We start from the raw sequence: 12,530 nt of genomic DNA on the forward strand, positions 1-12,530 counted from the left end.
CTGTCGACGCGGCGCCGGGCGGGCGACGACTAGCGGCGCAGGCCCAGACGCTCGATCAGCGAGCGGTAGCGCGCGATGTCGATGTTCTGGAGGTACCCCAGAAGACGACGGCGCTGACCCACGAGCAGCAGGAGGCCACGACGCGAGTGGTGGTCGTGCTTGTGCTCCTTGAGGTGCTCGGTGAGGTCCTTGATGCGCTGCGTCAGCATCGCCACCTGGACCTCGGGGGATCCCGTGTCACCGGGGTGGGTCGCGTACTCGTCGATGATCGCCTTCTTGACGTCTGCTTCCAGTGCCATAGGTGATCCCCTCTCTGCTCGTTGCGCGGCGCCGGCTCCAGGGGTGGAGCGGCTCTCTTGATCCGCGGCCGTTGGACGGCAACCTTCAGATACTACCAGCCGGTGCGCGGTCGCCGCGCTCTGCTCCGATCCGCTCATGCCAGGATCATCACGGGCGCGCCGTTCGCCCCCTTCCATGAGAGGCCCCGGGATGCTGCTGCCGCTGATCCTCGACGTGCTCCTGCTGCTCGCCATCGTCGCCGCCGTCGCCCGGGGCGCGAGCCGGGGGCTGATCTCGACCGCCGGCTCCACCCTCGGCGCCATCGCCGGAGCGATCATCGCGTTCCTCCTCCTCCCCCTCATCACCGAGTGGGTGCCGCTGCCCGAGTGGCGCACGCCCGCCGTCTTCCTCGTGCTCGCGCTCCTCATCGGCGGCGGCCTGACCGTCGGCGAGCGGCTCGGCACCGCCGGCCGCCGCTCGGTGCCGAAGCGCGCGCGCCCGCTCGACCGGCTCGGCGGCGCCCTCGCCGGCGGCGTCGTGGCGCTGCTCGTCATGAGCCTGCTCGGCTCGACGGTGACGGCGCTCGGCATTCCGCTCGCCTCGCCGACGACGGCGAGCTCGACGGTGCTGCGCACGATCGACCGCTTCACGCCCGTTCCCGTCGCACGCGCGCTCGGGCAGGTGCGCGGTCTCGTGGTGGCGGAGGGCATCCCGCGCATCGCCGACGCCTTCGGCGCCACCGCCCCTCCCCCGCCGCCCACGGTCGACGCGGCGACGCCCGCCCTGCAGGCCGCGGCGACCCGCGTCGGCCGGATCACCGGAGCCGCGTACGCCTGCGGGCAGGTGCAGTCGGGCACGGCCTTCGTGATCGGCGAGGACCGCCTGCTGACGAACGCGCACGTCGTGCAGGGCGTCACCGAGCCGACCGTGGAGCTGCCCGGCCTCGGCGGCCGCGCCGGGCGCGTCGTGTACTTCGACGCGCAGCAGGACGTCGCCGTGATCGCCGTCGACGGGCTCGGCATCGAGCCGCTGGCCCTCACCGCGACCCAGCCCGCCGGCACCGTCGGCGCGGTGCAGGGCTACCCCTACGGCGGGCCCTTCGTGAGCGGCGGCGCCGAGGTCGTCGACGCGGGCGTCATCCTCGCCGACGACATCACCGGCAGCTCGCGCGCCCCGCGCGAGACCTACACGCTCGCCGCCGATGTGAACCCCGGCAACTCGGGCGGCCCGGTGCTGACCCTCGACGGCGCCGTCATGGGCATGGTCTTCGCCCGCAGCGAGAGCACCGACGACGTCGGCTACGCGCACACGATGGCCGAGCTCGACCCCGTGATCGCGAGCTCGGGCGAGCTGAGCGCCCCCGTCGCGACGGGGAACTGCCAGGGCTGAGCGCGCGCGGCTAGCGCCCGGCGGTCAGCACGACCTTGCCGCGCACGTGCCCGGTCTCGAGGCGCTCGAAGGCCGCGCGGGCCTCGGCGAGCGGGAACTCCGCGGCGATCGGGATGCGCAGGATGCCGTCGGCGACGAGGCCGGCCAGGGCATCCAGCGTCGACGGCCTGACCGCGCCGCGCCCGACCGCGCGGATTCCGAACGGGGTCGGATCGGTCGCGTTGGTGTTGATGCGCTCGGCGGGCACGCCCCACTCGAGCGCCGCGCGGATGGTGTCGGGGCCGTGCAGGTCGAAGACGGCGGTGACGGGATGCTCGCGCAGCGCCCGCAGGCGCTCGAGCAGTCCCTCGCCGTACAGCACGGGCTCGACGCCGATCGAGCGCAGCCAGTCGTGGTTGCCCTCCCCCGCCGTACCGATCACCTCGATACCGCGCGCGACGGCGAGCTGGCAGAGGATGCCGCCCACCCCGCCTGCGGCGGCGCTGACGAGGATGCTGTCGCCGGAGCGCAGGTGCTGCGAGTCCAGGGCATCCCACGCCGTCTGGCCGGCGAGCGCGAGTCCGCCCGCGACCGGCAGCGGCACGCCGTCGGGCACGCGGGCGATGACGTCGGCGCAGACGAGCACGAGCTCGCTGAAGGCGCCCTGCGGGATGGAGCCGAAGACGCGGTCGCCGATGGCGAAATCCTCGACGGCCTCGCCGACGGCGTCGATCACCCCCGCGAACTCGCGACCGGCCGTGATCGGCAGCGGGAAGGAGTACCGCGAGGCGCCGCGGCGGATCTTGTAGTCGACGGGGTTGAGCCCGGCGGCGCGCAGGCGCACGCGCACCTGCTCGGGGGCGGGTCGGCCCACCTCGCGCTCGACGACCTGCAGCACCTCGGGCCCGCCGAAGGCCTCGTAGACGATGGCGGCGGCGCGCTCGGGCGCGACGGCAGCGGCGCTCATGAGGAGCGGCGGCGGCGCAGGGCGCCCCAGGCCAGCCCGACCAGGACGACGGCGAGCACGAGCGCGAGCGCGAGCTTGACGAGGAGGAACACCGCCTCCAGCACGAGCTCAATCACCGCCCAGGCGATGAGGAAGGCGATGACGCCCAGAACGATCAGAAGGATTCGGGCGCCCCAGCTCATGCCCCCAGGCTGTCACAGGGCGGGGCGCCGCGCACCCGGCGTGCGCGCATCGGGACCTTCGGCTCTGTCGGGGGACGGTCGTGGAGCGGTGCACTGGCCCTGCGGGACGACGCACCGCGACCCGGCCGAGACGACGAGGATCCCCGCATGGCGAGCACCCAGGATGCGCACCGCGCCGACCCCCGCACGGGCGCGCTCGACGCGGTCGAGTGCTGGCGGCTGCTGCGCGGCGCCGGACGCGGGCGCATCGCCGTCGCCGCGGGCGGCAGCATCGACATCGTCCCCGTCGACTTCACCGTCGACGGCGCGGCGCTCGCGTTCCCGACCGCGCCGGGCGCCGCACCCCTGCAGCTCGCCCTCGACGACCGCATCGCGCTCGAGACCGACGGCGATGACGCCCTCGGGCACTGGAGCGTCGTCGCCGTCGGCCGTGCGACCCCGCTCGAGCGCCGCAGCGACATCGAGCGGGTGGAACGGCTCCCCCTCGCCCCGTGGCCCCCCGCGCTGCCGCGCCGCTGGATGCGCATCGCGGTCGACCAGGTGCGCGGGCGGCGCGCGCCCGGCGTCGCCGGAACGGCACCCGCTGCTGAGGGCTAGCGTCGCCGTCGAGGCCGCTCGCGCGCGTCCATGTCGGGGCCGCCGCGGACCCGCGGCGATCGTTCCCGTCGCCTGACCGAGCACCCCCGCCCGGGGCGGCAGACTGGAGGCATGACCGACGCTCCCTCCGCCCCCACCCGCACCGCGCGACCGGCCCTGCTCCTCAGCGGCCTCGCCGCCGTCGCCCTCGGTCTCGCCGCGCTCGTCTGGCCGGAGCGCTCGCTGCTCGTCATCGGCGTGCTGTTCGGCGTCTTCCTCATCCTGACCGGCGCGCTGCGGCTCGTCACCGCTCTGCGCACCCCGCTGCCGGGGGTGCTGCGCGGCTTCGTCGCCGTGCTCGGCGCCCTCGTGCTCGCCGCGGGCGTGCTCACGCTCGTGAACCCCTTCGACGGGCTCGAGGTGCTCGCCTACGTGATCGGCATCGCCTGGATCGCCGACGGCGTCGCGGGACTCTTCGGGGGGATGCCCGATGCCGACCTCGTGCCCCGCGGCCTGGCCGTGGCGAGCTGCGCCGTGTCGATCCTCGGCGGCATCGCCATCCTGCTGCTGCCCGGCATCGCGATCGCCGGCTTCCTGCTGCTCGGTGCGATCCTGCTGCTGCTCAGCGGCGTGCTGCTCGTGCTCGTCTGGGTGCTGATGCGTCGGAGGGCGCGCGCCTGACCGTCATCGCGCGCCGCGGCTGAGGGGCGCGCGCCTCGTCGCGTCCGTGCTCAGACGTCGAGCGTGCCGCGCACGACCGAGTCGCCCGAGTGCGCGGGGTCGCCGTCGAGCGGCTCCTCGCTGATGTCGACGATCGGGTAGTCGGCGAGATCCACCCCCGCGGGGATGACGAACTCGTCCGAGGAGCCCTCCAGGTACCCGAGGCTGATGAGTCCGTCGACCTCGGGGGTGAGCAGCCAGACCTCGCGCAGGCCCGCGCCGGCGGGGGCATCCACCGAGATGGTGACGACGCGCTCGTCATCGCGCTCGAGCACGAGGGCGGAGCCCGTGGCACCCGTCCAGGCGGGCAGGGCGTCGAGCGAGGCCGAGGCGACCGTGACGGCGGGATCGACCGGCGCAGCGGCGCCCCACCAGAGGATTCCGCCCGCGACGAGCGCGGCGGCGGCCGCGGAGGCGGCAACGGGGACGACGACCGAGCGGATCGGGCGACGACGGCGGCGGGCCTCGTCGAGGGAGGCGACGGGCGCGATCGCGCGGGAGTCATCGCCGGTGTCGCCGCGCGATGACGGGGCGGCGGCCACGGCGGCAGCCTCGACGGGCGGTCGGATGCCCGGGGCGAGCCCCAGCTCACGGTGGATCGCCGACCACACCGCGCCACTGGGGGCGCTCAGCGCGCCCTCGCCGACGGTGGAGCGCGCCACGGAGACGGTCTGGCGCAGGGCGTCGAGCTCGCTGCGGCACTCGGCGCAGGCCGAGAGGTGCGAGGTCTGCCGCGCGTCGGATGCGGGCGCCTCGCCGATCGCGATGAGCGCGAGGGTCTCGGGATCACAGTGCTCCATGGTTCACCTCCAGTCGTTCGCGGAGCCGCGTCAAGCTGCGGCGGATATGGGACTTGACGGTGCCGACCGGCATGTCGAGCCGCTCGGCGATCTGCGTGTGGGTCAGGTCGTCGAAGAAGGCCAGCTGCACCACCTGCCGGGGCACGGCATCGAGCTTGGCCATCTCGTCGGCGATGACGAGCCGCTCCGCGAGCACGGACTCGTGCCCGGGCACGGCCTCGTCGGCCGCGTGAATCGCGGAGTTCTGCATGATGGCCCGGTCGCGGGCCCGAGCGGCGTGAGCGTCGGCGGTGACGTTGCGGGTGATGCCGACGAGCCAGGCCGAGAGGGATGCCCGCTCGGCGTCGTACCGGTGCCGGCTCTGCCACGCCGAGACGAAGACCCGCTGCGTCGCATCCTCCGCATCGGTGACGTCGCCGAGCGACCGCAGGGCGAGGGAGTAGACGAGCGACGACCATCGGCCGTAGATCTCGGCGAGCGCCCGCTCGTCGCCGGCGACGAATCGCTGGGCGACACGAGTCGCGTCGTCGTCGATCACTGAGGTCACGGCGCGGTCGCCTCCACGGTCAGCCGACCGGCGACGATCACCGGCGATTGCTCGCGTCATCGTAACGGTCGTGGCCGTCATGCGATCTTCTCCGCCGTCACGATGTAGTTGTCGGTGTAGCTGCGGGCGGCCCGGTCGAAGGCCCCTCCGCAGGTGATGAGCACCAGGTGCGGCGCCCCGGCCTGCGTGAAGACCCGATCCAGCGGCACCTCCGACTTCACGATGCGCTCGACGCTCGTCACGCGGTACACGTGCGTCGTGCCGGCCGCGTCCACCACCGTGGCCTCCGCCCCCACCTGCGCCTCGCGCAGACGGGCGAAGGGGCCGATGCCCTGCACGGGGTCGTCGACGTGCGCGGCGATCACCGTGGAGCCGGACTCGCTCGCGGGACCGGCGCCGAACTCGTACCAGCCGGCGACGTCGATGTCCTCGGGGATGGACATGTACCCGTCGGGCTCGACGCCCTCGGGCGACACCGGCACCTCGATGCCGAGCGAGGGGACGCTCAGCCGACCGGGGGCGACGGTCGCGACCGTCTGCTGCTGGGCGGGATCTCCCGGCCCGGTCTGCGCCTCGATCGGGAAGGGCTCGGCCGGGGCGGCGGGCGGGGGCGTGCTCGGCGCCGCCGCCGGAGGGGCGGGCGGCGCCGAGCACGACGCGAGGAGGAGGACTCCTGCCGTCGCCAGGGCGAGCTGAGCGGGAATCCTCCTCCTCGTCATTGCTGTCGTCCTGCCGTTCAGCGCTTCGCGGAAGCGGTCTGGCGACGGACCACGATGCCGACCGCGGCGAGCGCGGCGAGCATCAGGGCGACGGCCGCACCGATGATGCCGGCGTTGCCGCCCTCGGCGACGAGACCGGCGGAACCGGCGGGAACGCCCTCAGGAGCGGCACCGAGGCCGTCGATGGTGATCACGGCGAACTCGAGGGTGTCGCCGTCGAGGCTGCCGATCGCGTGGACCAGCGTGTTGGTACCGGCGGCGAGCGGCAGGGCGGCCGGGCCGATCAGCGGGTCGGTGGAGCCTGCCGCGGCGACGGCGGCCTGGATCTCACCGGCGGGCAGGTCGATGTCGCCCGCGTTCGGGTTGGTGACGCCGGCGAACGCCTCGACGGCGGTGCCGTTGGCGAGCACGTCGACGGCGGGCGCCGCGGCGGTGTGACGCACCGTGAGGCGGGCCTCGCCGGCGGCGATCGCGCTGATGTCGTTCTCGAACGCGGTGATGTCGGGGTCGCCGGCCTCGGTCGCGTGCGCGACGACCGTGTAGCTGCCGCCGGCGACGAGCGCGGCGTCGATCTCCAGGGCGGGCGTTCCGGTGCCGTCAGCGGCGTCGGCGGGGAAGACGTCGATGTTGTAGTCGCCGGCCGGGAGCGCGAGGGGCTCGGCGGTGACGGTTCCGAAGTCGATGTCCTGAAGGCCGGCGACGGGCTCGCCGTTGGCGTAGATGTCGACAGGGAACGTGCCGGCCTCGGCGGCGAAGCCGTGGACGACGTACAGGTCGGCGGTGCCGGCGGTGGCGGCGGTCGCCGGGGCGGCGACGCCCACGGTGGCGAGAGCGGCGACGCCGACCCCCGCGAGAATACGGTTGCGCATGGTTCCTCCTAGTAGACGCCCGTCCGGCCGGTGCCGGAGGGGGTTCGTGCGGAATGCCTTACATGGATCACTTCCGCGTGGAGGCCGCGTTTGGATGCGCTGGAACCTGGCAGAACCCTGGGAGCGCGTCGACCGCGGGTCGAGAGACGGGATGCCTCAGCCGAGCGCGGCGGTGAGCGTCGTCAGCGTGACGATAAGGCCGATGAGCCACAGCACGAGGTTCATCGCGCCGATCACGAGCCCCGCGACCGCGAGGCCGCGACCGCGGGTGATGCCGTTCGCCGTCTCGCGCAGGCCGCGGCCGGCGGCGATCGCGCACACGGTGAGCAGCGCGGCGTTGATGACGAAGACGAGGGCGAGCGCGACGAACACCGGCGTCCATGCTCCGCTCGTGACCCCCGCCGCGGACTGGGCGGCCGCCTGCTCGGTCAGGTCGGCGGCGACCACGTTGCCGACGAGGGAGACCAGCAGCGGAGCGAGTCCCGTGGCGAAGGCCGCGGTGGCGGCATGGCTGCGCGCCGCGGGCGCCGCCCAGCGGCGACCCTTGGGCATCGGCGGCACCGCGGGGGCGATGGTGAGCACGGCCCCCGTCGACTCCTCCGCGCCGGAGGCGGAGGGGATCGCGTCCTCGGCGCGGGGCCTGTCGCCGACCGGCGGTGGTCCGATCACCAGGCGGGAGGGATCGGGAGCGGGCGCCTCCGCGACGGCGGGGACCTGGGTCTCGGTCTCGGCGGGCGCCTCCGCGACCGCGGGGACCTCTGCGACGGCGGGCGCCTCCGCGACGGCGGGCGCCCCGCACCGGGTGCAGAACCGCGCGCCGACGCGCATCCCGGCATGGCAGCGGGTGCAGGTCGCCATGCCACCCGCCCTTCCGCCCGCGACCGATCCGAACGGTTCGGGGGCCTCCCTCAGGCTAGTGATCGCGGGGTCGGATGCTCTTCCCCCCGTCGTGGGGAGGGAGCGCCGCGCCGCCGCGCCGCCCGAGGGGCCTTGACGCCACCGGGAAGCGGGAGCAGGATGGGCGCAGATCAACTCACCGCCCAGCTGAGCCGGAGGCATCGCCCCGCCACTGGGCGGTGAGTCTGTTAAGCCCTCCGCATCCGTCCTCAGCCGAGCGTCCACGCCCGGCCTCCTCTCCCCCGTCCGGCTCTGCGCTGGAGTCCTCTCCCCCGAAGTGGGGGTGCGCTGCGGGGCCATCCGGGCCAACCGTCCGGGCCGAGGCACCGAACGTCACATGCATGGGGAATCGCACCACCCCCGGCCGGCAGGGGGACTGCCGCCCGGGATCGCCTCGTCGAACGGGTCGACGAGGCGCGGAAACGCGGTGGTCCGGTCGTTGCGCTGGGGAGCTCGACGACCGGACCCGCATCCCGCATCCGCCGCCCCTCCTCGCCTGACGGCGGCCCGGGGCGGCGGAGCGGCGTATCAGCCGCGCGGCGCGTTCGCCCGCAGAGCGTGCCGCGCCGCGGAGACCCGCTCGAGCAGCTGCGCCTCGTCCGCACGCGCGCCGATGCGATCACGACCGACGACGATGCGCTGGCGCGCGTGCGCGAGCCGCGTCGCGTCGCGGATGAACGCGGCCATGAGCCGGGACGCTCCCGAGCGGGCGGCCCACGCGGTGGCCGCGCGGCGCCCGGCGGGGGTGGCGAGCATCCCCACCTCGTCGGCGTGCAGCCAGCCCGCCTGCGCGTACTCCGACAACCGTGCCTGGGTCAGCCGCATCTCCTGCCGCCGCAGCATCGTGACGAGGGCGATGCCGACGAGGAACAGTGGCACTTGCACGAGCAGGTAGTAGCCGTAGAAGTCGCCGACGAAGAAGAGCGCGCCGTTCCAGAACGCGTGCAGCAGCACGGCGGGCACGAGACCGAGCAGGAAGGCCCCGAGGGCCAGGCGCGATCCGCGCTGCGCCGCCGCCCCCAGCGCGGCGCCGATGAGAGCCGTGAACATGACGTGGGCGAACGGCGACATGATGCCGCGGATGATGAAGATCTCGATCGTGCCGGTGGTGAGGAGACCGCCCTCGGTGAGCTGCACCCCGAAGTAGAGGATGTTCTCGGTGAACGCGAATCCGCCGGCCACCCAGGCCGCGTAGACGATGCCGTCGACGGGACCGTCGAAGTGCCGGCGCGCGCCCCAGAGGATGAGGAGGACGCCGATGCCCTTCGCGAGCTCCTCGACGATCGGCGCCTGGATGGCGGCCCCGAAGAACTCGGATGCGCCGTTCGGGCCGCCCGCCGTCGCGACGATGCCCTGGATCTGCACGTCGACGAGCAGGGCGATGAGCACGCTCGCCCCGGCGCCCCACAGGAAGGCGAAGACGAGGGCGCCGCGCGGCTCGGGCTCCCAGCGGTCGATCCAGCGCACGCCGAGGAACACGATCGTGAGCGGCACGAGCGCCATGATGCCGGCGATGATGACGCCATAGGCCCCCAGCCCGGAGACGAGGTAGGCCAGCACCGCCAGGGTCAGCAGCGAGACGAGGATGAGCCCGATGACGGCGAGCAGAGTGGCCCCCGCGCCGCGCGCCCGCCGGCCGGTGAGCGCCGGGGGCTGCGCGGGGCTCGCCGTCTCCGCGCGCACGGGCTCCGGCGCGAGGGCGAGCGGGTTCGGGGCGTGCGGCTCGGTCATGCTGTGCACTCTACTGGCGGCGCCGCAGTGTCCGATTCCCGCTGGTGGAGCCGGGCATCCCGTGTCAGGGTGGCGTCATGCCCGCCCTCGATCACGACCTCTGCTACCGCGCGCTCGCCTCCCGGGACGCGCGGTTCGACGGGCAGTTCATCGCGGGCGTTCGCACGACCGGCATCTACTGCCGACCCTCGTGCCCCGCCATGACGCCGAAGCCGGGCAACGTCGACTTCTACCGCACGGCCGCCGCCGCGCACGAGGCCGGCCTGCGGGCGTGCAAGCGATGCCAGCCCGACGCCGTGCCGGGCAACCCCGACTGGAACCGCCGAGACGATCTCGCGGGGCGCGCCATGCGGCTCATCCTCGATGGCGCGATCGAGAGGGAGGGCGTCCCCGGGCTCGCCGCGCGGCTCGGCTACTCCAGCCGGCAGCTCACGCGCGTGCTCGCCGCCGAGCTCGGCGCCGGTCCGCTGGCCCTTGCCCGCGCGCACCGGGCCGAGAGCGCGCGGGCGCTGCTGGCGGGCACCGATCTGCCGGTCGCTCAGGTCGCGTTCGCGGCGGGGTTCGCGAGCATCCGCCAGTGCAACGACACGGTGCGCGAGGTCTACGGGGTCTCCCCCACCGAGCTGCGGCAGCTCGCCCGGCGCGGGCGCGAGGCGGTGCGCCCCGCCGCCGGCACCGGGCTCGAGCACGGCAGCACGACGGTGACGGTGCGGCTCGCCGCCCGCGCGCCCTTCGACGGCATCGCGATCATGGCCTACCTCGCCGACCACGCCGTCGCGGGCGTCGAGCGCATGACCGGAGCGGGAGCCGAGGCCGCCATCGAGCGGCTCGTGCCGCTGCCGCACGGGCAGGCCCGCGCGAGCGTCCGGCTCGACACCGAGCGGCCGGGGGTGATCTGCACGGCCTCGCTCGCCGCGATCGCCGATCTCGCCCCGCTCGTCGCGCGCATCCGGCGCTGGTTCGATCTCGACGCCGACGCGGTCGCCATCGACGCGGCGCTGGGGGCGGATGCCCTGCTCGGCCCGCTCGTCGCCGCGGCGCCCGGCCTGCGCATCCCCGGCGCGATCGACGCGGAGGAGGCCCTGCTGCGCACGATCATCGGCCAGCAGATCTCGCTGCCCGCGGCGAAGAGCATGCTGGGGCGCCTCGCCGCCGACCTCGACGAGGCCGAGGGGCTGACGCCTGCCGCGGAGCTGCGCCCGTTCCCGACCCCCGCGCGCATCGCGGAGAACGGCGGCGCGGTGCTGCGCGGCCCGGCCACCCGCCGGCGCACCGTGCTGACCACCGCACAGGCCCTCGCGAGCGGCGAGCTCGTGCTCGACATCGGGCTGCCCGCCGCCGAGCTGCGCGAGCGGCTGATGGCGATGCCGGGCATCGGCCCGTGGACGGCCGACTACGTCACGATGCGCGTTCTCGGCAACCCGGACGTGCTGCTCGCGGAGGATCTCGTCCTGCAGCGCACCCTGCGCTCCCTCGGGGCGGGCGGCACGGCGAAGCAGACCCGCGCGCTCGGCGAGCGCTGGGCGCCGTGGCGCAGCTACGCGACGCTGCACCTGTGGCGCGCGGCGCCGCCCATCGTGCGCCGGGCGCGCCGTAGCGCCGCGGACGCGGCTGCGTCAACCCCGTGACGCGCGGGCGAGCACGCTCCTAGCCTGGGGCTCGCGCCGGCGGCGCTCCGCGCCCGATCGGCCCCGAGGAGAGGACGCGCACCATGACCGGACCCACCACCGACCCCCGCACCGCCCACCGTGCCGAGGGCTTCCCCGAGCAGGAGCAGCAGCAGCCCGGGCTCACCGACCGGATGGACCCGCGCCCCGATCACGGTGAGGAGAGCTACCGCGGCGCGGGGCGGCTCGTCGGGCGCCGCGCGCTCATCACCGGCGGCGACAGCGGCATCGGCCGGGCCGTCGCGATCGCCTTCGCCCGGGAGGGCGCCGACGTCGCCATCGGCTACCTGCCCGAGGAGGAGTCGGATGCCGCATCGACGCTCGCGCTCGTGCGCGCCGAGGACCGCCGCGCTCTCGCGCTGCCGGGCGACCTGCGCGAGGAGGGCTGGCCGACGTCGATCGTCGAGCGCACGATCGCCGAGTTCGGCGGCCTCGATCTGCTCGTGCTGAACGCGGCGCACCAGCGCGAGCGCGCAGGCATCGAGGAGCTGCCGATGGACGGCTTCGACCGGGTGATGCGCACCAACCTCTACGCCATGGTCGAGTCGGTGAAGGCCGTCGTGCCGCACCTCGCCCCCGGCGCCTCGATCATCGTGACCGCGTCGATCCAGGGATTCGACCCGAAGGCGGCACTCGTCGACTACGCGATGACGAAGGCCGCCCAGGTGGCGTTCGTCGAGGCCATGGCCACCGAACTGGGCGAGAAGGGCATCCGGGTCAACGCCGTCGCCCCCGGCCCCATCTGGACCCCGCTCATCCCCGCGACCGGATGGCCGGACAAGTTGCCGAGCTTCGGGCAGGACACCCCGCTCGGCCGCGCCGGCCAGCCGGCCGAGGTGGCACCCGCCTACGTGTACCTGGCGAGCGATGCGGCGAGCTACGTATCGGGCGCGGTGCTGCCCGTCACCGGCGGCAAGGCGCTGTGATGGCGCCGCGGAATCCGAGCATCAAGGATCCCGAGCTGTACGAGAAGCTCGTCGACGAGGGGAACAGTGCGGAGAAGGCCGCGCGCATCAGCAACGCCGCCGCGCGCGACGGCCGGTCGTCGGTCGGTCGCCGCGGCGGCGAGGCCGAAGACTACGAGAGCCGCACCGTGCCCGAGCTGCGGGCGCGCGCGAAGGAGCTCGGTCTGCGCGGGTACTCCGGCAAGCGCAAGAGCGAGCTGATCGGGATGCTCCGCGAGCACTGATCCCCTGCGCCGCGGGCGC

The 12,530-nt window shown here is 74.5% G+C and carries 15 protein-coding genes; 6 read left to right on the top strand and 9 right to left on the bottom strand.

What is annotated here, in order from left to right:
* Positions 1-29 precede the first annotated feature (29 nt).
* Positions 30-299, bottom strand: coding sequence for a 30S ribosomal protein S15 (rpsO, locus tag OVN18_RS00610; protein ID WP_267737578.1), 270 nt, complete (start codon positions 297-299; stop codon positions 30-32).
* Between the two features lie 190 nt (positions 300-489).
* On the opposite strand from rpsO, the gene OVN18_RS00615 reads away from it, so the two are divergent.
* Positions 490-1,668 (top strand): MarP family serine protease, encoded by a 1,179-nt coding sequence (locus OVN18_RS00615; RefSeq protein WP_267781327.1) that lies wholly within the window; start codon positions 490-492, stop codon positions 1,666-1,668.
* Positions 1,669-1,678: 10 nt separating this feature from the next.
* Here the strand turns inward: OVN18_RS00615 and OVN18_RS00620 are convergent, their stop codons facing one another.
* Both OVN18_RS00620 and OVN18_RS00625 read right to left on the bottom strand, forming a co-directional pair.
* A complete protein-coding gene (locus tag OVN18_RS00620; protein WP_267781329.1) occupies positions 1,679-2,614 on the bottom strand; it encodes an NADP-dependent oxidoreductase in 936 nt (311 codons plus the stop codon).
* Complete coding sequence (locus tag OVN18_RS00625) at positions 2,611-2,796, bottom strand: hypothetical protein (RefSeq protein ID WP_267737581.1); 186 nt, start codon at positions 2,794-2,796, stop codon at positions 2,611-2,613. The genes OVN18_RS00620 and OVN18_RS00625 overlap by 4 nt, the downstream gene beginning before the upstream one ends.
* 147 nt (positions 2,797-2,943) lie before the next feature.
* Here OVN18_RS00625 and OVN18_RS00630 point away from each other — a divergent pair, with 147 nt between their 5' ends.
* A complete protein-coding gene (locus tag OVN18_RS00630; RefSeq protein WP_267737582.1) occupies positions 2,944-3,393 on the top strand; it encodes a pyridoxamine 5'-phosphate oxidase family protein in 450 nt (149 codons plus the stop codon).
* A gap of 111 nt (positions 3,394-3,504) precedes the next feature.
* Positions 3,505-4,053 carry an HdeD family acid-resistance protein gene (locus OVN18_RS00635; RefSeq protein WP_267781331.1) on the top strand — a complete coding sequence of 183 codons (549 nt, stop codon included), beginning with the start codon at positions 3,505-3,507 and terminating at the stop codon, positions 4,051-4,053.
* 50 nt (positions 4,054-4,103) lie between these two features.
* Here the strand turns inward: OVN18_RS00635 and OVN18_RS00640 are convergent, their stop codons facing one another.
* The 6 genes from OVN18_RS00640 to OVN18_RS00665 all read right to left on the bottom strand — a co-directional run bounded on the left by OVN18_RS00640 (position 4,104) and on the right by OVN18_RS00665 (position 9,655).
* Positions 4,104-4,892, bottom strand: a complete 789-nt coding sequence (locus OVN18_RS00640; RefSeq protein ID WP_267781333.1) for an anti-sigma factor domain-containing protein — start codon at positions 4,890-4,892, stop codon at positions 4,104-4,106.
* Positions 4,879-5,439 (bottom strand): RNA polymerase sigma factor, encoded by a 561-nt coding sequence (locus OVN18_RS00645; protein ID WP_267781335.1) that lies wholly within the window; start codon positions 5,437-5,439, stop codon positions 4,879-4,881. The genes OVN18_RS00640 and OVN18_RS00645 overlap by 14 nt, the downstream gene beginning before the upstream one ends.
* 77 nt (positions 5,440-5,516) lie before the next feature.
* On the bottom strand, positions 5,517-6,158 hold the full coding sequence (locus tag OVN18_RS00650) for a class F sortase (RefSeq protein ID WP_267737586.1): 642 nt from the start codon (positions 6,156-6,158) through the stop codon (positions 5,517-5,519).
* A 17-nt stretch (positions 6,159-6,175) separates the two neighbouring features.
* On the bottom strand, positions 6,176-7,027 hold the full coding sequence (locus OVN18_RS00655; RefSeq protein ID WP_267737587.1) for a DUF4397 domain-containing protein: 852 nt from the start codon (positions 7,025-7,027) through the stop codon (positions 6,176-6,178).
* A gap of 156 nt (positions 7,028-7,183) precedes the next feature.
* Positions 7,184-7,885, bottom strand: a complete 702-nt coding sequence (locus OVN18_RS00660; protein ID WP_267781337.1) for a zinc ribbon domain-containing protein — start codon at positions 7,883-7,885, stop codon at positions 7,184-7,186.
* 567 nt (positions 7,886-8,452) lie between these two features.
* Positions 8,453-9,655 (bottom strand): PrsW family intramembrane metalloprotease, encoded by a 1,203-nt coding sequence (locus OVN18_RS00665; RefSeq protein ID WP_267737589.1) that lies wholly within the window; start codon positions 9,653-9,655, stop codon positions 8,453-8,455.
* A gap of 77 nt (positions 9,656-9,732) precedes the next feature.
* On the opposite strand from OVN18_RS00665, the gene OVN18_RS00670 reads away from it, so the two are divergent.
* The 3 genes from OVN18_RS00670 (at position 9,733) to OVN18_RS00680 (ending at position 12,511) form a co-directional block, all read left to right on the top strand.
* Positions 9,733-11,283 (top strand): DNA-3-methyladenine glycosylase 2 family protein, encoded by a 1,551-nt coding sequence (locus OVN18_RS00670; protein ID WP_267781339.1) that lies wholly within the window; start codon positions 9,733-9,735, stop codon positions 11,281-11,283.
* Positions 11,284-11,366: 83 nt separating this feature from the next.
* A complete protein-coding gene (locus tag OVN18_RS00675; RefSeq protein WP_267781340.1) occupies positions 11,367-12,248 on the top strand; it encodes an SDR family oxidoreductase in 882 nt (293 codons plus the stop codon).
* Entirely contained in the window at positions 12,248-12,511 is a 264-nt protein-coding gene (locus OVN18_RS00680) for a DUF7218 family protein (protein WP_267781342.1), read from the top strand. The genes OVN18_RS00675 and OVN18_RS00680 overlap by 1 nt, the downstream gene beginning before the upstream one ends.
* Positions 12,512-12,530: the final 19 nt, after the last annotated feature.

Source organism: Microcella daejeonensis (genome assembly GCF_026625045.1).
GTDB lineage: Bacteria > Actinomycetota > Actinomycetes > Actinomycetales > Microbacteriaceae > Microcella > Microcella daejeonensis.